This is a genomic window from Mesorhizobium sp. B2-5-13, from assembly GCF_006440535.1.
Taxonomy (GTDB): domain Bacteria; phylum Pseudomonadota; class Alphaproteobacteria; order Rhizobiales; family Rhizobiaceae; genus Mesorhizobium; species Mesorhizobium salmacidum.
Map to the genome: position 1 here is coordinate 98,697 of NZ_VFUI01000005.1, position 20,933 is coordinate 119,629.

19 protein-coding genes and 2 pseudogenes are annotated in these 20,933 nt (G+C 62.2%); 11 read left to right on the forward strand and 10 right to left on the reverse strand.

Features of this window, described 5'->3' with window-relative positions:
- Positions 1-25: 25 nt before the first annotated feature.
- A complete protein-coding gene (locus FJ434_RS10770) occupies positions 26-922 on the reverse strand; it encodes a LysR substrate-binding domain-containing protein (protein ID WP_140717055.1) in 897 nt (298 codons plus the stop codon).
- Positions 923-998: 76 nt separating this feature from the next.
- Here FJ434_RS10770 and FJ434_RS10775 point away from each other — a divergent pair, with 76 nt between their 5' ends.
- The 6 genes from FJ434_RS10775 to FJ434_RS10805 all read left to right on the forward strand — a co-directional run bounded on the left by FJ434_RS10775 (position 999) and on the right by FJ434_RS10805 (position 8,626).
- A complete protein-coding gene (locus FJ434_RS10775) occupies positions 999-2,600 on the forward strand; it encodes an amidohydrolase (RefSeq protein ID WP_181165877.1) in 1,602 nt (533 codons plus the stop codon).
- A 23-nt stretch (positions 2,601-2,623) separates the two neighbouring features.
- Positions 2,624-3,556, forward strand: coding sequence for a dimethylarginine dimethylaminohydrolase family protein (locus tag FJ434_RS10780; protein ID WP_140506082.1), 933 nt, complete (start codon positions 2,624-2,626; stop codon positions 3,554-3,556).
- Between the two features lie 221 nt (positions 3,557-3,777).
- Entirely contained in the window at positions 3,778-5,931 is a 2,154-nt protein-coding gene (locus FJ434_RS10785) for a penicillin-binding protein 1A (protein WP_140746769.1), read from the forward strand.
- A gap of 111 nt (positions 5,932-6,042) precedes the next feature.
- Complete coding sequence (locus tag FJ434_RS10790) at positions 6,043-6,627, forward strand: DUF1214 domain-containing protein (protein WP_140746772.1); 585 nt, start codon at positions 6,043-6,045, stop codon at positions 6,625-6,627.
- On the forward strand, positions 6,620-7,189 hold the full coding sequence (locus FJ434_RS10795; protein ID WP_027143955.1) for a DUF1254 domain-containing protein: 570 nt from the start codon (positions 6,620-6,622) through the stop codon (positions 7,187-7,189). The genes FJ434_RS10790 and FJ434_RS10795 overlap by 8 nt, the downstream gene beginning before the upstream one ends.
- 411 nt (positions 7,190-7,600) lie before the next feature.
- The gene (locus tag FJ434_RS10805; protein ID WP_140746774.1) at positions 7,601-8,626 is read left to right on the forward strand and encodes a hypothetical protein; all 1,026 of its coding nucleotides are present in this window, start codon (positions 7,601-7,603) and stop codon (positions 8,624-8,626) included.
- On the opposite strand, the gene FJ434_RS10810 is transcribed toward FJ434_RS10805, so the two are convergent.
- The 3 genes from FJ434_RS10810 to FJ434_RS10820 form a co-directional block, all read right to left on the reverse strand.
- On the reverse strand, positions 8,604-8,951 hold the full coding sequence (locus FJ434_RS10810) for a DUF1491 family protein (protein WP_140746777.1): 348 nt from the start codon (positions 8,949-8,951) through the stop codon (positions 8,604-8,606). The genes FJ434_RS10805 and FJ434_RS10810 overlap by 23 nt on opposite strands.
- 70 nt (positions 8,952-9,021) lie before the next feature.
- Positions 9,022-9,804, reverse strand: a complete 783-nt coding sequence (locus tag FJ434_RS10815) for a peptidoglycan-binding protein (RefSeq protein WP_140506093.1) — start codon at positions 9,802-9,804, stop codon at positions 9,022-9,024.
- On the reverse strand, positions 9,779-11,530 hold the full coding sequence (locus tag FJ434_RS10820; protein WP_140746780.1) for a PAS domain-containing sensor histidine kinase: 1,752 nt from the start codon (positions 11,528-11,530) through the stop codon (positions 9,779-9,781). The genes FJ434_RS10815 and FJ434_RS10820 overlap by 26 nt, the downstream gene beginning before the upstream one ends.
- 536 nt (positions 11,531-12,066) lie before the next feature.
- Between FJ434_RS10820 and FJ434_RS10825 the strand changes: the two genes are divergently transcribed.
- The gene (locus tag FJ434_RS10825) at positions 12,067-12,417 is read left to right on the forward strand and encodes a DUF5330 domain-containing protein (protein WP_140717043.1); all 351 of its coding nucleotides are present in this window, start codon (positions 12,067-12,069) and stop codon (positions 12,415-12,417) included.
- 99 nt (positions 12,418-12,516) lie between these two features.
- Entirely contained in the window at positions 12,517-12,945 is a 429-nt protein-coding gene (locus FJ434_RS10830; protein ID WP_140746783.1) for a SufE family protein, read from the forward strand.
- A gap of 167 nt (positions 12,946-13,112) precedes the next feature.
- Here FJ434_RS10830 and FJ434_RS10835 read toward each other — a convergent pair whose 3' ends face one another.
- Together FJ434_RS10835 and FJ434_RS10840 are read right to left on the reverse strand one after the other, a co-directional pair.
- Positions 13,113-13,538: a MucR family transcriptional regulator gene (locus FJ434_RS10835; RefSeq protein WP_140746786.1), complete on the reverse strand. Its 426-nt coding sequence runs from the start codon at positions 13,536-13,538 to the stop codon at positions 13,113-13,115.
- 411 nt (positions 13,539-13,949) lie between these two features.
- A pseudogene (locus FJ434_RS10840) lies at positions 13,950-14,319 on the reverse strand (SH3 domain-containing protein).
- Between the two features lie 115 nt (positions 14,320-14,434).
- Between FJ434_RS10840 and FJ434_RS10845 the strand changes: the two are divergent.
- The 3 genes from FJ434_RS10845 (at position 14,435) to FJ434_RS10855 (ending at position 17,718) form a co-directional block, all read left to right on the forward strand.
- On the forward strand, positions 14,435-16,534 hold the full coding sequence (locus tag FJ434_RS10845; protein ID WP_140746789.1) for a S9 family peptidase: 2,100 nt from the start codon (positions 14,435-14,437) through the stop codon (positions 16,532-16,534).
- Between the two features lie 19 nt (positions 16,535-16,553).
- Entirely contained in the window at positions 16,554-17,180 is a 627-nt protein-coding gene (locus FJ434_RS10850; RefSeq protein ID WP_140746792.1) for a LysE family translocator, read from the forward strand.
- Between the two features lie 136 nt (positions 17,181-17,316).
- Positions 17,317-17,718: an SET domain-containing protein-lysine N-methyltransferase gene (locus FJ434_RS10855; protein ID WP_140506104.1), complete on the forward strand. Its 402-nt coding sequence runs from the start codon at positions 17,317-17,319 to the stop codon at positions 17,716-17,718.
- 106 nt (positions 17,719-17,824) lie between these two features.
- Here FJ434_RS10855 and FJ434_RS10860 read toward each other — a convergent pair.
- From FJ434_RS10860 to FJ434_RS10875, 4 genes and pseudogenes are all read right to left on the reverse strand, one after another.
- Positions 17,825-18,500: pseudogene (locus tag FJ434_RS10860) on the reverse strand (glutathione S-transferase family protein).
- Positions 18,501-18,652: 152 nt separating this feature from the next.
- Positions 18,653-19,603, reverse strand: coding sequence for a cytochrome c (locus FJ434_RS10865; RefSeq protein ID WP_140746795.1), 951 nt, complete (start codon positions 19,601-19,603; stop codon positions 18,653-18,655).
- Between the two features lie 9 nt (positions 19,604-19,612).
- Entirely contained in the window at positions 19,613-20,050 is a 438-nt protein-coding gene (locus FJ434_RS10870) for a cytochrome c (RefSeq protein ID WP_140746798.1), read from the reverse strand.
- Between the two features lie 161 nt (positions 20,051-20,211).
- On the reverse strand, positions 20,212-20,814 hold the full coding sequence (locus FJ434_RS10875) for a superoxide dismutase (protein ID WP_140746801.1): 603 nt from the start codon (positions 20,812-20,814) through the stop codon (positions 20,212-20,214).
- Positions 20,815-20,933: the final 119 nt, after the last annotated feature.

Here is a 20,933-nt window from a genome sequence, read left to right on the forward strand (position 1 = left end):
TGGCGGGCCGACGCCACCCTGCCCTTCAATGAGGCTGAATGCGGTTCTCGGAGAGCGTCGACCTCAGCCATCCCGCGAACGCTTCCAGGACCGGGTGCGAGGCCTTGGCGTGTTCGGAGACCAGGAAATAGGAGCGCGGCGACTTGATCGCGATGTCGAACGGTCTGACCAAACGGCCTTCGCTCAGCGCGCGGCGGCTGGTCAGTTCGTCACCCATGGCAATCCCCTGGCCGGCGATCGCCGCGGAGAAGACGAGGTTCATGTCGGAAAAGAAGATACCGCCTTCGGTGTCCGGGTTTTCGACCTTGGACAGCGCCAGCCAGCGTGCCCAGTCCTCGGTGTCGTCGAGATGGAGCAGATTGGCGCGCAGCACGTCCGCCGGCCGGGAAAAGCCGCCGACCTTGTTGAGCAGCGTCGGGCTGCAAAGCGGCGTGAACGAGATTTCGCACAACAGTTCGGCCATGCGGTTCGGCCAGTTGCCGACGCCAAACGCGATGAAGGCGTCGGCATCGGCATTGCTGACATCGTCGAGCCGCCTGGGCGTCAGAATGCGCAGCGCCACATCGGGATACATCTGCCGGAACTCGCCGATATGGGTGCACAAGAACAGCGAGGCGAAGCCTGGCGTACAAGAGACGGCGAACGAGCCGCCGACGCCAGTGCCGGCATCGCGCGTGACCGCATCGCCCAGCACTGTCAGCGCCTTGCGCACGTCGCTGGCATAGCGCTGGCCACGCGGGGTGAGCGCCACGCCCTTGCCGATGCGTTCCAGCAGATCGAAGCCAAGGTCGCGTTCTAGCAGCCGCAGCTGATGGCTTACCGCGCTGCGGGTCAGGTGCAGTTCGTCGGCTGCGCGCCAGACGCTGCCATGCCTGGCGAAACTGTCGAGGGCGCGCAGCGCCTGTGTGGATGGAATTCTCAAGAGGTGAACCGAATTTGCACGAACCGGGAAAACATATCACTTTTTGGCGAGCCGCTTCACTGCTTTCTTTCAGAGCATGGACAAACCGGTGACGACATCGGCGCAAGAGACTGCGCTTGCCTGCCTCGACGGCATCCAGCCCCTGCTGTCGGCCTGGACACGCACCATCTTCGATTTCGGCGAGACCGCGTGGCGCGAGTACCAATCGGCCGCCTGGTATGTCGATCGGCTCAAGCGCGAGGGATTTTCGGTCGAGGAAGGCTCGGGCGGCATGCCGACCGCCTTCTGCGCCCACTGGACAAACGGCGCCGGACCGACCGTCGGCATGTATGCCGAATATGACGCAGTGCCCGGCAACTGCCAGGACGCCGTGACGGTGAGGCAGCCGCGACCTGGCCTTGGCGACGAGGCCGGCGGCCATACCGATCCGCATTCGGGGCTTGGCATAGCAAGTCTCGGCGGGCTGCTCGCGACCAAGGCCGCCATGCAGCGCGACGGTATTCAAGGCACGCTGCGCTTCACCGGCGAACCGGCCGAAAAGGTGCGCGGCTCGAAGCCGATCCATGCCGCCAAAGGCTATTATGACGGCCTTGCCGGCATGATCTCCTTCCATCCCTTCTATATGCTGCCGCTCTGCAACACCGCGCGCTGGGACACGCATTGCGGTGCGGCCTACGCGATGATCTATCGCTTCGTCTGCGACGAACCCGAAAATTGGGTTCGCGCAGGCGACGGCGCACCGATCCCGCAGGCGCATTCGGCGGTCAGGGCACCGGGCGCCAACGATGCGCTGATGACCATGTTCATGACCTCCAAGGCGTTGCGCGATTCCATGCTCCCGCACCAGGGCGGCTGGTCGATCAGCGAGGCAATCCTGACGGCTGGCCAGGCCACGGCCGACAATCTGCCGGCAGGCCTTGCCGAGATCCAGTACATGATCCGCGTGCCGACGCTTCGTATGGCCGAGCAGGTGACGGCGGTGCTCGACCGCAACGCCGCGGCCGCGGCCGCGATCAGCGGCTGCCGCTACGAACGGCACTGGGTGTCGAAATCGCGGCCGGGGCTCGCCAACCACGCCATGGCCGGGATTGCCTACGAAGCCCTGTCAATTGTCGGACCACCTCGCTGGGACGATGCCGCCAAGACGATCGCGCGGGAAATCCAGGTCAACGCCGGCGGCACCGCGACCGAAAACCCGTTTATCGACGAACTGGAGCGGCTGATTTCGCCGCAAGAGGCCGAGGCGATCTTGCGCCGCGACTTGCCGCCGTCGCAGGTGAATTCGACTTCCGACGACTATACCGACATGAGCTGGCACGCGCCGACCGCGCGCTTCTATGTCGCTCGCCCAGCGCTCCGCTCGGCAAACGGCCACGCTTTTCCGGCATGGGTGATGAATGCGCTGGGCGGCATTCCCGCGACGATCGATCCAATGGTCATCTGCGCTGCCAAGACGGTCGCGCTGGCGGCGCTGCGCCTGCTCGAGGACAAAATCGCCCGCGAGGAGGCGATGAGCGAGTTCACCACCCGTACCGGCGGCGGCGTTGGCGGCTCCAACTGGATCGCCCCGCTCTGCGACTACGAGCCGCCGATCAATTTCCGCTGGCCGGAATATGTCACCACGCCGCGCGGGCGCGACTGGTGGATACCAAACAATGCGCGACCGACCAATTCTTGAGAACAAGCCACGAGGAGAACCGCATGACCGTTCATGACCGCATCATCGCCGAGCCGTTTTCGCTGCAGCGCCGCAATCCCTCCGGCGGCACCAAGCCGCTGACCGTTTGGGGTTTCGCCAACGAGACCGACGTGTTGACCGACGTGCTGCTCGGCTCGCCGAATTTCCTGCGTCACCTGTCGACCAGCTCGCTCTCGCGAAAACATCTGCGCGAGGCGCCCTGCAACGTGCAGATCGCGCAGGCGCAGCACAAGGATCTGGTCGCGGCTTACGAGCATTTCGGCGTCAACATCCATTGGCACGAGCCGATGCCGGAACTGCCGATGCAGGTCTATTCCCGTGATTCCAGCGTCATGACGCCCTATGGCGCGATCATCACCGCCATGGCCAATTGGTGGCGGCGCGGCGAGAACTACGCGGCCATCCGCACCTATGAAAAGCTCGGCATCCCGATCTACGACATGGTGACCGCAGGCACCTTCGAGGGCGGCGACTTCAACGTCATCGAGGACGGCGTGGTGCTGATCGGCTGCGGCGGCGCGCGCACGCAGGAGGAAGGCGCCCGCCAGGTGCAGGCCTGGTTCGAGAAGGAAGGCTGGGAGACGCGCATCGCATTCATCGACGAATATTACGTCCACATCGACCTGATGGTGGTGCCGATCGCCGAAAAGCTCACTGCCGTCTGCCTCGCCTGCACCGAGCCCGGCATCGTCGACTGGCTGAAGGGCAAGGGTCACGAGATCATCGACGTCCCCTTCCAGGACACGATGGCGCTAGGCTGCAACTTCATGTCGCTGGGCAAGGACCGGGTGATCGCGCCGACATCCAGCAAGACACTGATCGAAAAACTCAAGGCGCGCGGCTTTGAGGTGGCGGCCGTCGACATGAGCGAAATCTCCAAGACCGGCGGCGGAATCCATTGCATGGCGCAGGCGCTGAAGCGCGAAGCGGCCTGATAGCCCGGGGAAGCAAATCTCCCCTCGCTCGCCGGCCGCAGAATCTGGCGGGCGAGGAACCGGCCCGCCGGCTACCTGGCCTTCCATCGACAAACCTTGCGGCTGTGTCCTCGCCGCCCTTGTGGGTGTCGGTAAAATGGATGAATAGTCCAACAGGTCGCCGCCCTGAAATTGCCCGCTTGCGGTTTTCAGGTCGGGCCAGAGCCGAGCCGGGTTTTTGAATGGTCAACCCTGAACCACGCAAGAGAAGAGGTCCGATCGCCTCCCGCCTTCTGGCGCTGGACGCGTGGCTCGATTCCTCTCTCTATGAGATCGGGTTCAAGGCGCGCCAGTTCTGGGAGGCCGCGACGATCTTCTCGCGGCGCTTCCGTCTCAGGGGCTGGCGCCGTGGCTTCATCGAACTTTTGAGCGAAGGTTTTACACTCGGCGCCGGCGGCATGGTGGTGATGCTGGCGCTGGCGATACCCGCTTTCCAGGACACCACCGGCGACTGGCGTGCCCAGGGCGACTTCGCCGTCACCTTCCTTGACCGGTACGGCAACGAGATCGGCCAGCGCGGCATCATCCAGCGCGATTCCGTGCCGGTCGACGAGATGCCGGACCACGTCATCAAGGCGGTGCTCGCCACCGAGGATCGCCGGTTTTTCGATCATTACGGTATCGACGTGCTCGGCCTGTCGCGCGCGATCTTCGAGAATGTGCGGGCAAACTCGGTCGTCCAGGGCGGCTCCAGCATCACCCAGCAGCTGGCCAAGAACCTGTTCCTGACCAACGAGCGCACGTTCGAGCGCAAGATCAAGGAAGCCTTCCTGTCGCTGTGGCTGGAGGCCAATCTGTCGAAGAAAGAAATCCTGCAGCTCTATCTCGACCGCGCCTATATGGGCGGCGGCACGTTCGGCATCGAGGCGGCGGCGGATTTCTATTTCGGCAAGAGCGTCAAGGACCTGAACCTTGCCGAGGCGGCGATGCTCGCCGGCCTGTTCAAGGCGCCGACCAAATACGCGCCGCACATCAACCTGCCGGCGGCGCGCGCTCGCGCCAATGTGGTGCTGTCCAACCTTGTCGATTCCGGTTTCATGACCGAAGGCCAGGTGCTGCAGGCAAGACTGCATCCGGCCGATGTCGTCGATCGCGGCGAACAGAAAAGTCCCGACTATTTCCTCGACTGGGCCTTCGACGAGGTCAAGAAGATCGCCAAGCCCGGCCAGCACTCGCTGGTCGCTCACACCACCTTCGACGCCAACATCCAGAAAGCGGCGGAGGAATCCGTCGAGTTCCACCTGCGCCAGTTCGGCAAGGAATACAACGTCACCGAAGGTGCCGTGGTGGTCATAGAGACCAATGGTGCGGTGCGAGCGATCGTCGGCGGCCGTGACTACGGCGCCAGCCAGTTCAACCGCGCCACCAAAGCGCTGCGCCAGACCGGCTCGTCGTTCAAGCCCTATGTCTACGCCACGGCGATGGAACACGGTTTCACGCCGAACTCGATCATTTCTGGCGGGCCGATCAGCTGGGGCAACTGGTCACCGCATAATTACAGCGGCGAATCGGCAGGCAACATCACCCTGATCATGGCGATGGCCAAGTCGATCAACACCGTGCCGGTGCGGCTGGCCAAAGACCATCTCGGCATCGCGCCGATCAAGGCATTGGCGGAATCGTTTGGCGTGGAATCGCCGCTCGAAGGGCACAAGACGATGGTGCTCGGCACCTCGGGCATGACCGTGATGGACCAGGCGACGGGCTACAGCGTGTTCGCCCAGAACGGCTTCGTCGGCTCCCGGCACGGCATCACCCAGCTCGTCACGCGTACCGGCGACGTGGTTTACGACTGGACCAAGGACGCGCCGCCGCCGCACCGCGTGCTGTCCGAGCAGGCCCTGAAATCCATGAACACCATGCTGACGGCCGTGCCGGTGATGGGCACGGCGCGGCGGGCGCAAATTCCCAACATCGTCGTCGCCGGCAAGACCGGCACGACGCAGTCCTACCGCGATGCCTGGTTCGTCGGCTTCACCGGCAACTACACGGCGGCAGTGTGGCTGGGCAATGACGATTTCACACCGACCAAGAACATGACCGGCGGCTCGCTGCCGGCGATGGTGTGGCAGCGGATGATGGTCTACGCGCACCAGAACATCGACCTGAAGCCGATCCCCGGCATCGACAAACCCTTCGTCGACGAGGAGATCGCGGCCAAGGCCGCCGAGGCGCAGAAGAAGACCGAGGAGCAGGCAGCGGCCGATACCGCCGCCGAGCGGCCGCCGGTGCTGTCCAGCCGAACCACGCAGACGCTGAGGGACATGAGCCAGCTGTTCCAGACGGCGCCCAAACTCGACGCCCCCACTCCACCCGAAACGCTTTCGGCCCTGTGACATCCGCCCCGGCGCGAGCCGGGTCGGCAGGCAAATCCATCACGCCGGCTTGCCACAAGACCCCGCGCCGCGATATTCCCGAACTGCAATCCTTCGCGCACCCGGCCTCTCATGCTCAAGAATGCCTTCCTGATGCTGATTTCGCTTGCCATAGCCATTGGCGGGGGCGGCGCCAGCGTCTGGTATGCGCTGAAGATCCAGGACGGGGTCGGCGCAATCAGGATCGGCCAGTGGACCGCCTTCCCCGACATCGGCACACCGGCCGCGGACCCCTATTCCAAGGCGCGCGTGGCGCGCGAGGGGGTGCTGGCGCTCGGCCGCGCCGAAGGCCTGTCCTTCGTGGCGGAAAACGACGCCGCCGGCGACCAGCTCAAGCGGGAATGCGCCTACAGGGTCGAGGGTGGATTTCCGACAGCCCGATTCTGGACGCTTTATGCCGCCGATCGATCGCTCGGCGTCGTCGAGACAGGCAAATCCCGGCTTGCGGCACTTCAGTCCTACGGGGTGCTGCGCCAACCGGACAATTCCGTGATCATCTCCGTCGGCCATCACCCGATGCCGGGCAACTGGCTTCTGACCGACGGTTCCGGGAAGATGTATTTCGTCCTGACCTTCTACGACACGCCGATCGCCAGCAGCACCGGCCTGTCCGACGTTTCGCTGCCCAGGATCGTGAGGGCGGGCTGCGATGCGTAGTTTGCATGCCGCCCTGCGCAGGCTTCTGCACGCTGTCCTGCTCGGCCTCGTCGGCGCCGGCATTGTCCACATTATCGTCCTGCTTCTGGTGCCGGATTTTTCCGAACGTGACGCCTGGTCGCGTCTTTCCATGGCATCCGATCTCTACAGGATGAACCGGCTCGATGCCGAAGCCGGCGGCGCGCCGGTGGTGAAATCGGTCGACCCGCTGTTCTATGCCACGGCCTGCCGCTTCGACCTCGAGGAAGGAATGGTCCGGATCAAGGCGCCGGGCGACGTCCCCTTCTGGTCGGTGTCGGTCTATGACCGCAGCGGTCACAACATCTATTCCTTCAACGACCACACGGCGACCGGTGGCAAGCTGGATGCGGTCGTGCTGACGCCGGCGCAGATGATCGACGTGCGCAAGGACCTGCCTGAAGACCTCCAGGGAGCGATTTTCGTCGAAGCGCCCATCGACGAAGGCATCTTCGTCATCCGCAGCTTCGTGCCGGACGAGAGCTGGAAGCCGATCGTGTCGCGCTTTCTCGATCAGAGTTCCTGCGAACTGCAGGATTTCTAGGGCTTCAGCAAGCTCAGTGGTGCGGCACGGGCGGCCGCGGCGATCCCGGCTTGTCTGGCCCCGCGGGCCGCGCTTCGCCGGTGCTGGACCGCTCATAGCGGATGCCGGGAAATATGATTACGGCCGCCGGTATTTCGGTGGTTTGCTTTGCTCGATTGGTCGGTGCCGCACGCGGCACGAAAGACAGTACCATGCCCATGGTTCGCGCATTCCTCTCGGTTTCCCCGGAGCACAACGCAACGCCTCCAAATGTCATTAAGGCCGGCAGAGGGTTAACGGAGCGCTAACGGATCGCCGCTAACTTGATCTTTGTTCCCAGGTCAGAGAGTTCTGACCGAGGCAAACGCGAAACCGACATGGTTCCGGTGGCGCGATGTCGAGTGTGTGTATCTGTTGTCAGGCGTATCCTTCGTGTCATCTTCGGACTTCAGGCAAATCGCGATAAGGACGGAATCGGGAAAAGCTGAGAGGCTGTTCCGCGCCGCCGTGTCGGCGTTCTGCTCGCTGACCCGACCGTCACGCCGCGAGATCGGCCAGCTCGAAGATCTGACGCTGCCGCTGTTCGACAGCGTATCCGTCGAATCGCGGCGCTACGTGGCTGCCGCCCTTTCCGAATGCGAATATGCACCCGCGGCCCTGGTGCGGCGCCTTTGCGAGGAACCGGTCGACATTGCCGCTCCGCTGCTCATCCGCTCACGCGCGGTCAGCGATATCGACCTGATCGCGCTGATTGGCCGGCACGGGCTGCCGCATGCGCGCGCCATCGCGCGGCGCAAGGACCTGAACCCGACCATCGCCGATCTGATCAGGGCGCTGGAAAGACCGACCCTGGTGCGGACGCGGGTTCCGGAAGCAGCCCCGGCGCAAAGCCCTGCCGTGAAGACGCAAGCGACGGCGGACAGCGCGGAAACTCAGCAGACGCCCGGCGTTGCCGCCGAGAACGCGCGGCGCAGGCTGCGCTCCATGATGCACACCGGCGACGAAGCCTTGGCGGCGAAGGTCGATGCGTTCCCAGGTGCGGATACCTATATCAGACTGCGCGAGACGGCATTGACGGGAAACGCCGCGTTCTTCCAGACCGCGCTTGCCGATGCCCTCGACATTGATTTTTCGATCGCGCAATCGCTGACCGCCAACCAGAATTATGCGCCGCTGCTTGCGGCGCTGCGTTCGCTCGATTTCAGCGAGAACCGGGCATTCCTGATCACGGTTGCCGTCTATCCCGGCCTGTTCCCGCATCCGCAGGCCATCCGCACCTATCTCGACCGTTACCGCCTGCTGCACCGCGATACGGCCCTGGACAAAGTGCGGGGATGGAAAGCCAAAACCCCGTCCAGGGCAGCTCGCGATGCTTCGCCGACAAACGGCGACAGCCGCAAGGCCTCCAACAGCGACGAAGCCGACGCCCCCGGCCTCAGGGTCTCTTCACGGAAATAAGCTCCTCGACGGGAACATTCCCGGCCTCGATCTCGACCACCCAAATGTCGGGATCGAATTTTTTCTCGCGCTCAAGTCTCGCATCCAGCACGGACGCATCATCGCCGGCGGCCAGAAGGCTGAAAAAACGGTCTTCGGGCTTGGCCGAATCGTAGCTTGTCTGCGGCGCCGGCCCGTAGAGAGCCGTTTCACCCATCCTGCCCCGCGCCAGGATGAACACAGCCCCGGCCTCTGTCGCGCCGCGATTGACCACGGCGGCAAATCCGCCAGCGCCGAAAACCCGGCGCAACAGGGCCGACACCCACAGATCAGCGGTTACGCGCATCGAAGACTCCCGACAACATGCGGGCTCTCTATCGAAATTTCCGATGCAGGGCGAGCCGTCGTTTCGGCTGTCAGTTGGTCAGGCCGATCTCGCGCATCTTGACGTAGACGATCTCGTCGGGTTCGCCGGTCTGCGGCAACCCGAACAGCGTCTGGAACTCCTTGATCGCCGCCTTCGTGCGTGCACCGACGACGCCATCCAGTTGCATGTCGTCATTGCCGAAGGCCTTGAGCCCAGCCTGGATCTTGACGATGCGGGGATCAGGCCCCTGCAAAGCGGCATTCGTCTGTGCCTCATTCGTCTGCAAGGACACGGGAACAGCGGCCGGTGCAATGTCGGGACGAGGCTGCGGCTTGGGCACGGCGGCCGTCTTCGGCGTTGCACCCAGTTGATCCAGCAGCAGCGCATCGATCTCGCCCGAGGCGTTCAGCCCGACCTTCTGCTGATAGGCCTGTATGGCCTTGCGCGTGTTGGGGCCGGAAATGCCGTCGACGGTGCCGGAATAGAAATCGAGGTCCTTCAATATGCCTTGCACCTGCTCGACCACCGGATCGCCCTTAATCGGGGCGGGCGCGGCATTGGACCGCACAATGTTGATTGTCGTCTCCGGCTCGTCGGCGGCGGCGTGCGGAAAGCCCTGGAAATGACGCGTGGCGAAAAACGCCCCGGCGTGCGGGAAAGGCTGATACCACAGCGCGTTGGCCGAGACGTAGAACAGCGTCACCAGGAATGCGGTCGATCCTCCCACCAGGACGGGATTGCGCGAAATCATGCCGCCAACGGCGATGGCGCCGTCCTGCAAGGCGTTGCTGCGGCGTTTGACCGCCTTAGCCTGTTTTGCGGAGCGAGCCATTTCCGTCCCCTTTCGCCCTCGTCACCGGCATCGTCAGCACTCCGGTCGAGTTGGCGGGGCGTCCCTTCGGCCCGCTGACCGGCAGGCTGATGGTCACCGTGGTGCCCTCGCCCGGCATGCTTTCGATCGACATGGTGCCTTCATGCAAGGCCACCAGCCCCTTCACCAGGGAAAGGCCAAGACCCGTACCCTCGAAACGGCGGGTATAGTCGTTCTGGATCTGCATGAAGGGTTTGCCGAGATTGGCGAAATCCTCCTCGGCGATGCCGATGCCGGTGTCCCTGACCCAGAAATGCAGACGTGAGCCGATCCGCTTGGCACCGACGACGACATCGCCGCCGTCGGGCGTGAACTTGATCGCGTTGGAAACGAGGTTGATGAGCATCTGCTGTACCGCGCGGCGATCGGCATTGATATCGCCCGCGTCAGGGGCGATCTGCGTCTGCAGGTCGATGTTCTTGGCCTGCGCCTGCAGCCGCATCATCGACTGGCACATGTCCACGGCTTCCATGAACCGGAACGGCTCCGGCTCGGTGGCGTAGACACCCGATTCGATCCTCGAGACGTCGAGTATGGATGTCACGACTGCCAGCAGATGCTGGCCCGAATCCCGCACGAGGCCGACATATTCCTTCTGGCGCGGATCCTTGAAGGCGCCGAACATCTCGTGCAGCAGCATGTCGGAGAAGCCGATGATGGCATTCAAGGGTGTACGCAGTTCATGGCTCACCACTGCGAGGAAGCGGCCCTTGGCCACTTCGGCGGCCCCCGCCGTCTCATTGGCTTGCGCCAGTTCTTCGCGCAACCGCGCGGTCTCGTCGTTCTTGCGCAGGACAAGCGTGAAAACGTCGCTTTGTTCCTCGCCGCGCACCAGTTCGAGCGCGAATGGCTGGTAGTTGTCGGCCACCAAACCATTTCCGTTGTGGGCGCCGTTGCCACTCTGAGGCAGCCTGATGCGCAATTCGAGGCGGCGCGACAGTGCGCCGTCACGCATGTCGGCCAGGGCGCTGAGATAGGAGACACGGTCCGACAGGTGGACGCGGTCGAAGAGGCCCGTTCCGGACAACAATTCAGGTGGCAATTTCAGAAGCGTACGCGCCTTGGCGGACGCCTCCACGACTTCGCCGTGGCGGGTGACCCGAAAGACCACCGCGTCGATGATGTCTTCCAATCCGTCACCTGCATCGCGCGTAGCGGCCGCGCCGGCGGTGCCGCGAAAAGCCGAAATGCGCGGGAGGAGGGTCAGCGCCCACGCCAATGGCACCAGCCAGTGCCAGGCGGCGATGTGCGCGTCCGCGAATGGAAGGAAGGTGGCCGACAGGGACTGAAGGGCGATGGCGATGACGGCCGAGGCGCCCCCCCACACAGCAGCACGCCGCGAGGTGCCGATCCACCAGGCTTCGAATGGCAGCGCCAAGGCAAGCATGGCGACAGGTGAACTCAATCCGCCGGCGGCACCGATGAGACCGCCAAGGGCTATCGCCGCCATCGCCAGGGCGATCGGCCCGGCGGCGGCCATCTTGCCGGTCGCTGCTACCAGCAGGGCGACGAACCAGCACAGACCGAAGGCCGCGAAAATGGCGGCCATGGTCACCGCAGCCCCCATGCCCGACGTAACCAGCGTGACCGCGGCACCCGCTGCAAAGAACGGCGCGGCCAGCATCACGCCGATGAAACGGCGCTGGCGCTCGCGGTCGCTGCGCCCGAGAATGCTGGGATGAACCATGCGTTCACAACCGGCCGCCATTGCGCCAGGCAATTCAGCGTATCTGGCCTCGATCGGCATCAACTCAACGCACTCGCACTCGTCGTGAACAGCTCTGCTTTTGCAGATCGTCTTGGGTGGTGGCTTTGAAACTCGCATCCAGCGTTTAAGGAATGGATAAGGCAGGGCCGACCAAGGCCGGCCCTGCGGCAAATATCGGGATGACGGCCGCCGAAAGCCCGGGCAAATGCAGCCATAGTAAACGGAGGGTTATTCGCGAATGCCCGTCATCAGCGGCTAAGAGGCAGGAACGGGATCGCGTCCATTTGCGAAAAATCCGGTAGAAACAACCAGATAGATGGTTATCGAATGGTAACGAGAATCGTCCCGATATGAAACAAATCGACAACAAAACGCTTCGTCTCGAATTTGCCTAAAATTTGAGGAAAATTCTCGGCGATCATGCAAGCCGTCCTTTGTGCCTGTGTGCCAACATCCTGCCCATAAAAGAGGTCGTGCCCCATGATGCATGATCCGGTCACGACGAGAGGCAAGGCATGTTCTTCCTGATAAGAATGGCTTTCTGGTTTTCACTGGTGCTGCTGGCGCTGCCGCTGGGTGTCGGGTCCGATGAAACGGGCCAGCAAAGCGTCGGGCCGATCCAGGCCCTGTTCGCGGCGCGGGACGCCGTCGGCGACATCGCCGGTATCTGCGAACGCAAGCCCGATGTCTGCGAAACCGGGAAATCGGCGATGCACACCATCACCGCACGCGCCAAGGAGACCGCCAAGATCGCGGCCGCCATGCTGGACGACAAGTCCGCCGGCCCCGACGTCTCGACACTGACGGGCAGCGTGCCGGAAGAAATCGTCCTGCCCCAAACGGTCAACCTGCCGATAAAGAATTAGGCCGTCTCGACGGCGCACCGCGGACCGTCTGCCCTCTCGACGTCCGCGGTGTTCTTGTTTTTCCGTGACGCGGCGCCATCCCGTGACTATATCCGGGTCATGACGACCACGATCCAGACGATCCGCGACGACTTCTCGTTCCTCGAGGAATGGGAGGACCGCTATCGTTACGTCATCGAGCTTGGCGAAGCGCTGCCTCCCTTTCCCGATGCTGAGCGCAACGCCGCCAACAAGGTGCCAGGTTGCGTCAGCCAAGTCTGGCTGACCACCGAACGGGGTCCGGGCGCCGATCCCGTCATCACCTTCACGGGCGATTCGGACGCCCATATCGTGCGCGGACTGGTCGCGATCATGCTGGCGCTGTTTTCCGGAAAGACGGCCAGCGAAATCCAGAAAACCGACGCTGAAGCGACGCTGAAGGCACTCGGCCTCGACGAACACCTGTCACCCCAGCGCGCCAACGGCCTTCGCTCGATGGTCAAGCGCATCAAACGCGATGCCGAGGTGGCGCTCGCGCAGACCGCCTGACAGGCTTCTGCCCGATCTTCCTTGTTTTGACGCAATTCCCTAGGGAAAGCGCTACGCGCTTTTCCCGGGAAACCGGTTCACACTTTTCCTGGAATTGCACTCGCCCGCAAAATCAAACGGCGCCCGAAGGCGCCGTTTGATTTCAGTTCTAATCCGGCAAGCCGCGACTACCGCGCCTTGCGCTTGCGGCCAAGGCCCATCTTCTTGGCAAGCTGCGAACGGGCCGCCGCGTAGTTCGGGGCAACCATCGGATAGCTTGGGTCCAGGTTCCACTTTTCGCGATACTGATCGGGCGTCAGATTGTAGTGGGTCATCAGGTGACGCTTGAGCGACTTGAACTTCTTGCCGTCTTCAAGACAGACAATGTAGTCGTCATGAACCGAGCGTTTCGGGTTGACAGCCGGCTTCTGCTTGTCGGCAGGCGGCTGTTCGACGGTTCCGCCCACACGCCCGAGAGCGGCGTGGACATCGGATATCAGGTTCGGCAGTTCGCCGACCGGCACGGGATTGTTGCTGACATAGGCAGCCACCACATCGGCGGTAAGCTCGATCAGCGCATCATTGTTTCTGGAAGGTGTTTCGACAATATCCATGGTCTTCAGGCCCCAACAAGAGTTACGTCGATCTGTGCCCCTTTTTACAAACAGGGCATTGCACGAATTTTGCGCAGATAGAGCTGCGACGATTCGCGTCACAGGGACATCAATGCGGCCACACGTCAAGTAAGTCAATTCGCTCTCTGCATTATATTTACGAATGTTGGTCAACTATTGCGCGATCAGCTTCAATCTTTCGTGCACCATGTAATTTTTCGATATTTCGGTCGCCAAACGGACAAAGGCTGACGTCGGGTCAGCTAATCGTTACATTCGCGATAACTCACAAAACAAGTTTCAATGCTCCCGGTTTGCTTGGCGACCACACCGACAAGCTTGGTTGTTCACACCTGTCCACGAAACCATAGGTTGCCAAACCATCCCGCCATCAATCAGGCCATTCCCCGGTCAAAACGGCGCGATGTATCCGCCATAGGCCCAGCCGGTTACGAAGACGCCGTTCTTGGCGGGGTCATGCCAGATTTCGCACCAGCGATAGCGAACCGTCTGCTGCTGTTTCCATGCCGGTTGATTGGCGATATCGAGCAGGTTTATGCCGCCGGTGCATCTCCCGGTCATCTGCAGGACGCGCCCCGTTCGGGTAGGCGGCCTGTTTCTGGGATGTTCCCGACGGATATTTGCGCACATTGAGCGTGTCGCCGAACGGCACATTGGCCACTTGCCAAGCCGCGAATACGGTCGCATGAGACTGGCCGGCAAAGACCAGAGTTAGCGAAGCAACGGCGAAGGCCGCAGCAATACGAGACCGAATAGTCATCTTCCCTCCTCCCGGCCACCTCATGGGCCCACACCACCTCTACGCAACTGCTCTTGAACCCGCCCTGATCGGTGTGTTCATTCGTCATTCAAGATACTTTCCAGAGCGAGACGCAATGACCAGGACTTCCCGATTTCCAATCGTCAGCGCCCCTTCCCCGGAGAAGCGGCCAGTCTCGGACACGCATCACGGCATCACGCGAACCGACGAATATGCCTGGCTGCGGGCGGATAACTGGCAGGAGATGTTCAGGGATCCCTCCTTGCTCGATCCTGGAATCCGCGCCGAACTCGAAGCCGAAAATGCCTACCAGTCGAAGCTGATGGCCGACACGTCAGATTTGCAAAAGCAGCTCTTCAAGGAAATGAAGGGCCGCATCAAGGAAGACGATTCATCCGTTCCTATGAAGGACGGGCCTTACGCCTATGGCTCTTCCTTCAAGCTCGGCGGCGAGCAGCCGCGCTATTTCCGCATGCCGCGCGACGGCGGGCCCGAGCAGATCCTGCTCGACGGTGACGCCGAGGCCGAGGGCAAGGCCTATTTCCGGCTTGGCGGCGTCGAACATTCGGCCGATCATCGCAAGCTCCTGTGGGCCTTCGACGACAAGGGTTCCGAATTCTACACGCTGCGTGTGCGCGACCTTGCCGATGGTAAGGAACTGGCGGACCAGATTCCCGCCACCGGCGGTTCGGGCGTCTGGGACGCGGGCAATGACGGGTTCTTCTACACGCGTCTCGATCCAAACCACCGGCCGTCCAAGGTTCTGTTCCACGCACTTGGACAGAACCCCGAAAGAGACCGCCTGATCTACGAGGAAACCGACCCCGGCTTCTTCATGGACGTCGACGGAACCCGCAACAATCAATGGATCATGATCGGCATCAACGATCACGAGACTTCGGAATACCGCCTGTTGAGCGCCAGCGATCCGTTTGCCGAACCCAAGCTGGTTTCGGCGCGCGAGACCGGCCTTCAATATGAACTTGAGGAAGGCGGCGACATATTCTTCATCCTGACCAATGCGGATGGTGCCAAGGACTTCAAGATCATGACGGCGCCGGCAAGCGATCCGGTCCGCGCCAACTGGCAGGAACTGGTGCCGCATGAACCGGGCCGGCTGATCCTGTCGGTGATCGGCTTCAAGGACCACATGGTCCGGCTCGAGCGCAAGGAAGGCCTGCCGCGTATCGTCGTGCGTGACCGTGCCAGCGGCGAAGAGCATCTGATTTTCTTCGATGAGGAAGCCTTCTCGCTCGGCCTTTCAGGGGCCCTGGAATACGACACCGAGATGATGCGCTTTTCCTACTCGTCGATGACGACGCCGTCGCAGATGTTCGACTACAACATGCGCACCCGTGAGCGTGTGCTGCTCAAGACCCAGGAAGTGCCGTCCGGCCATAACCCGCATCAATACGTCACGAGGCGGCTGATGGCGCCCGCGGCCGATGGTGAATTGGTGCCGATCTCGCTTCTGCATCACCGCGACACGCCGCTGGACGGCTCCGCGCCTTGCCTGCTCTACGGCTATGGTTCCTACGGCATTGCCGTTCCGGCCGCCTTCAATACCAACTGGTTCTCGCTGGTCGATCGCGGCCTCGTCTTTGCCATTGCCCATGTCCGCGGCGGCAAGGACAAGGGCTATGGCTGGTACGATGACGGCAAGCGGGCGCACAAGATGAACACCTTCACCGATTTCATCGCGTGCGCCCGCCATCTCGTGGCCGAGCGCTATACCGCGCATGACCGCATCGTCGCGCAGGGCGGCTCGGCCGGCGGCATGCTGATGGGCGCCATCGCCAACATGGCGCCGGATTGCTTCGGCGGCATCGTGGCCGAGGTTCCGTTCGTCGATGTGCTTACCACCATGCTCGACGCGACGCTGCCGCTGACCCCGCCGGAATGGCCGGAATGGGGCAATCCGATTGCGTCGGCCGACGATTACCGGACGATCGCCGCCTATTCGCCCTACGACAATGTCGCAGCACTCGACTACCCTCCGATCCTGGCGCTCGCCGGCCTTACCGATCCGCGCGTCACCTATTGGGAGCCGGCCAAGTGGGTGGCGCGGCTGCGTGACCGCAAGAGGGGCGCCAATCCGGTGCTGTTCAAAATCAACATGGATTCCGGCCATGCCGGTGCCTCCGGTCGGTTTTCGCGCCTGGAGGAGATCGCCTATACTTATGCCTTCACGCTGAAGGTAACGGACAAGGCATAGCTTACGGAGGAACGCCGCGGTGATCGATCTGTCCACATTGATAGCCTATATCGCGGTTGTGTTCGGTTTTGTCTTCATTCCAGGTCCGGCCACACTGTTGACGATCGCGCGCGCAACGAGTTCGGGAACCAGGGTCGGGATCGCCACCGGCGCCGGGATCGCGGCCGGCGATGTGTTTCATACCGTGATGGCGATGGTCGGCATCTCGGCGATCATCGCTACTTCGGCGACGCTGTTCAGCATCATAAAGTATATCGGCGCGGCCTACCTCGTTTACCTCGGCATTCGCGCCATCATCGAGAGAGCGCCGATCGATCCGACCGCCGGCGCGCTCGCGATCTCTGCCGGAAAGGCGTTTCGACAGGCCGTCCTGACCGAGGTGCTCAACCCCAAGACCGCGCTTTTCTTCCTCGCTTTCCTGCCTCAGTTCGTGCGGCCCGAAAACGGATCGGCGATGGTTCAGTTAGCCGTATTGGGGATCATCTTCGTCATGCTGGGGCTTTTCAGCACGGTCGTGTTTGCCGTGAGCGCAGGGCGGCTGGGCGGTTTCCTGCGCCAAAATCCGACAGTGCTGAAATGGCAGGGCAAGGTTGTCGGCGGCATCTATTGCGCCCTGGGTGTCCGCCTGGCCTTGCAACAGCGCTGAAGCCAGGCGACTCACGTCTGCCGATCATATTTTTTGAATTCCGCCCAGCTGATTTCCGCTCGCAATTGCAACGGTCGCGCGCTACCCAAGCACGATTTTCCCGGGCATGAAGCCCACATTCGCACAAGGGTCCATTATGCTGCTCGTCGACGTCTATCTCGACAAATCGCCGATCCAGGGCATCGGTGTGTTTGCCAAGAACCACATTGCCAAGGGCACGCTGGTCTGGAAGCTCGACCCCCGGTTCGACCGGATCATCGACGTCGAGACCTATGAGGGCGAGACCGGGCCGGTAAAGAACTATCTCGACCGCTATTCCTACCCCGACCGGCGCGATCCGGCCTATATCGTCTTCGAAGCCGACGACGCCCGTTACATGAACCATGACGACGAGCCGAATTGCGATGTCTCGTCACCCGAGGAAACCTACGCCTTGCGCGACATCGCCCCGGGCGAGGAAATGACCTGCAACTACAATCATTTCTTTGAGACGGGCTTCGATTTCCTCGGCGATCGTCACCTGCAGTCCGAAGATTAGGCAAGTAGACTCGTAAGCGTGGAGCCACGGCCGGATTGAAGCCAGCTGAACCATGCGAGGAGGCCCCCTAATTGGTAGACCCCCATGAGGAACTTTTCGCGACTGCTCAACCAGGCGCTTGGCCGCTTCGATGAAGCGAGCACCACAATCCCGGTGATCTCGCCGCCCAAGCCTTGGTGGCCTGACAGCTTTCCATTGCTCGGGCGTAGGCGGGGCGTGCCGTCGTGCGAGCGAGATAGTCCCGCTCGATAGACCGGGGACATAGTTACCAGTTCGCAGGCCGAGCAGGAGGGCGTAGCTCACCGAGATATCGGCAGCAGTGAACCGCTCGCCGGCGAGATAGGGGCAATCCGCGAGGCGGCGGATAACCAACCCCAGCCGGCTCTCGAAGGTCTCCAATGCCCAGCGGGTAACCCGGGCATCTCGTTCGGCTTCGGGCGCCAGTTCGCGACCGACTAAGACGGCGTTCATCGGCCGGCGAGCCCGGCCTCGCCTAGGTGAAGAAATTGCAGATAGGAGGCGAAAGCGGGATCGTGCGGGGCGACGGCAAGCGAATCTGAGCCGTGGCGGGCGAGCAGGTACTCAAGAATCGCGATCGATTCGACCATGATCGTCTCGCCGTCCTGCAGTGCGGGAATGAAGCCGGCGGGGTTGATCGCGAGAAAGCCGCGATCATTCTCGACTGCGAGCAGATCGACCGGGCGCAGCCGATAAGCCAATCCTAATTCCTCGAGCAGCCAAACAACACGGAAGCCACGACCTTCGCCATAGACGGCGAGCATAGTTAAGCGTCCCTGGATTGGGCTGGATGTACTATCTCGCAGAGGTAAGCCAGTCGCGCAACGGACTATCAATGGCCCATAATGCACTCAGGGCTTGGCGCATATTCGTCATTCTCCAGATGAGGGCCCTTCCCACTTTATGGATTCCCGACCTATTTCGTGCTTTTCTTGCGAGCCGGATAGCCGTTGGGGTGCGGCGGTATCGCCTTGAGATAGGCGGCAATCGCCGCGCGGTCGTCCGCCGTCAGTTCGGCCATGTTGCGCTGCACATCGACCATGGCGCCGCCGACGGAATCGAAATCCGGCGTGAACCCGGTTTCCAGGTAGTTTGCGATGTCGGATGCGGACCAGCTGCCGATACCCCCCTCGCCCGAAGTAAGGTTTGGCACGACGCCCGAACCCTCGGCGGCGACGGCGCCGGCCAGCCATTGGCCCTTCCTGGTGCCGCCAGCCAAGTCGCGCGGCGTATGGCATTCGCCGCAATGACCCGGTCCTTCGACCAGGTAGCGGCCTGCCATCGCGAGTCCCGGCGTGCCATCAGGCAGGGGAATGACAGGCTGGTCGCTGAGATAGAGGCGCTTCCACAGGCCAATGCCTCGCCGGATGTTGAAAGGGAACGCCAGCGAATTGCCCGGCGCCTTGCCGGCGACGGCGGGAAGCGTCTTCAGGAAAGCGTAGAGGTCGGCGACATCAGACGGCTTCATGCGCGCGTAGGAGGCGTAGGGAAAGGCCGGATAGAAATGCTCACCCGTGGGCGAAACACCCTTCAGCATGGCATTGGCGAGATCCCCGACCGACCATGCGCCGATGCCATCATTGGGATCTTGCGAAATATTGGGAGGCACGAAGGTGCCGAACGGCGTCTTGAGTTCAAGCCCGCCCACGAGTTGAAGCCGCGCATCGCCCCGCGACCCAGGCTTCGCATGGCATGAGGTGCAGCCGCCGGCATAGAAAATGCGCTTGCCCCGGACAACATCGCCTGGGCCGAGTTGCGCCAGAGCGGTCGCATCAAGCCTGACGGGTGCCGACAGCAGCCACCCGGCGGCCGCGCCGGCGACGCCCAGAACGAGGGCCGCGCCGACGAGCTTCTTCAGCCATGCCATATCAGGCGATCAGCCCTTCTTGACCCTGTAGCTCTGGTGGCAGGTGCCACAGTCCGAGCCGATGGTGCCGATCTGTGTCTTCAGCGCGTCGACGTCGGCCGGAGCCGCCGCGACCGAGGCCTTGACGTCGGCAAGATACTTATCCTCGGCCGTTTTGAAGCCGGCCATGTCTTCCCAGATCTTTGGCGCCGCCGTGGTGTCGCCGGTATCGCTGCCCTTCGGGAACAAGGCCTCTACGTCGAATTTCTCGGCATTTGCCTGCAATGCCTGCAACTGCGTCAGCACCGCGGCGGCATCAAAAGGTTCCTCGCCCTTGACCACTTTCGACAGGCCACCGACGATCTTTCCGCGTTCCTTCATCAGTGCCTGCCGGCCGAGGACGGGATCGGCAAAGGCCGCCGACACGGCGAGTGCGAGCATAGAGATGGCGATGACAAGCTTTCTCATTCATTTGGCTCCGTGATGAAGGCATTTCAGGACAGGACGTTAACGGGTGTGGGAGGAGGAATATTCCCTTCTCTCCGCATGAATTTGGACGACTCTGGCTGCGGTGGGGCTTCGACTTAAAAGAAAAGGCCCGGGGGTGCCGGGCCTTTTCGGAAGATCGATCAGGCATTTGCCTTTTCGTAGAGCTCGAGCACGTGATCCCAATTGATCAGGCTGTCGACGAAGGCCTCGAGGTATTTCGGCCGGGCGTTGCGGTAGTCGATGTAGTAGGAGTGTTCCCAGACGTCGACACCGAGGATTGGCGATGCGCCATGAACCAGCGGGTTTTCGCCGTTCGGCGTCTTCGAGATCGCCAGCTTGCCGTCCTTGGCCGAAACCCAGGCCCATCCCGAACCGAACTGCGTCGTGCCAGCGGCGATGAAATCAGCCTTGAATTTGTCGTAGCCGCCGAGATCGCTGTCGAAAGCCTTCTGCAGCGCGCCAGGCAGCTTGTTGCCGCCGCCGCCCTTCTTCATCCATTTCCAGAAATGGATGTGGTTGTAATGCTGGGCGGCATTGTTGAAGAGGCCGGCGTTCTTGCCGAACGACTGCTTGACCGCCTCTTCGACCGAAAGATCGCCGAGGCCGGCTTCGGCGGCGAGCTTGTTGCCGTTGTCGACATAGGCCTTGTGATGCTTGTCGTGGTGATACTCCAGCGTCTCTTTCGACATATAGGGCTGCAGGGCCTCATAGTCGTAGGGCAGAGCGGGCAATTCGAAAGCCATGGGTAGTACTCCCTCGTGGAAAATCCGGTGTGGATACCGGAGTAAGATAGGTCGGGATTGAGCTGGAGCAACTCCGGAATGAAGCGCCGGTTCCCTTTCTAAGCGGGTTCCCGAAAACT

Excerpts from the sequence above, each read along its gene's own strand:
- FJ434_RS10855 (WP_140506104.1), top strand. The coding sequence starts at position 17,317 with ATGCTGCTCGTCGACGTCTATCTCGACAAATCGCCGATCCAGGGCATC.
- FJ434_RS10825 (WP_140717043.1), top strand. The coding sequence starts at position 12,067 with ATGTTCTTCCTGATAAGAATGGCTTTCTGGTTTTCACTGGTGCTGCTG.
- FJ434_RS10815 (WP_140506093.1), bottom strand. The coding sequence starts at position 9,804 with ATGGCTCGCTCCGCAAAACAGGCTAAGGCGGTCAAACGCCGCAGCAAC.
- FJ434_RS10865 (WP_140746795.1), bottom strand. The coding sequence starts at position 19,603 with ATGGCATGGCTGAAGAAGCTCGTCGGCGCGGCCCTCGTTCTGGGCGTC.
- FJ434_RS10795 (WP_027143955.1), top strand. The coding sequence starts at position 6,620 with ATGCGTAGTTTGCATGCCGCCCTGCGCAGGCTTCTGCACGCTGTCCTG.
- FJ434_RS10835 (WP_140746786.1), bottom strand. The coding sequence starts at position 13,538 with ATGGATATTGTCGAAACACCTTCCAGAAACAATGATGCGCTGATCGAG.
- FJ434_RS10870 (WP_140746798.1), bottom strand. The coding sequence starts at position 20,050 with ATGAGAAAGCTTGTCATCGCCATCTCTATGCTCGCACTCGCCGTGTCG.
- FJ434_RS10790 (WP_140746772.1), top strand. The coding sequence starts at position 6,043 with ATGCTCAAGAATGCCTTCCTGATGCTGATTTCGCTTGCCATAGCCATT.
- FJ434_RS10830 (WP_140746783.1), top strand. The coding sequence starts at position 12,517 with ATGACGACCACGATCCAGACGATCCGCGACGACTTCTCGTTCCTCGAG.
- FJ434_RS10875 (WP_140746801.1), bottom strand. The coding sequence starts at position 20,814 with ATGGCTTTCGAATTGCCCGCTCTGCCCTACGACTATGAGGCCCTGCAG.
- FJ434_RS10785 (WP_140746769.1), top strand. The coding sequence starts at position 3,778 with ATGGTCAACCCTGAACCACGCAAGAGAAGAGGTCCGATCGCCTCCCGC.
- FJ434_RS10780 (WP_140506082.1), top strand. The coding sequence starts at position 2,624 with ATGACCGTTCATGACCGCATCATCGCCGAGCCGTTTTCGCTGCAGCGC.
- FJ434_RS10845 (WP_140746789.1), top strand. The coding sequence starts at position 14,435 with ATGACCAGGACTTCCCGATTTCCAATCGTCAGCGCCCCTTCCCCGGAG.
- FJ434_RS10820 (WP_140746780.1), bottom strand. The coding sequence starts at position 11,530 with ATGGTTCATCCCAGCATTCTCGGGCGCAGCGACCGCGAGCGCCAGCGC.
- FJ434_RS10810 (WP_140746777.1), bottom strand. The coding sequence starts at position 8,951 with ATGCGCGTAACCGCTGATCTGTGGGTGTCGGCCCTGTTGCGCCGGGTT.
- FJ434_RS10775 (WP_181165877.1), top strand. The coding sequence starts at position 999 with ATGGACAAACCGGTGACGACATCGGCGCAAGAGACTGCGCTTGCCTGC.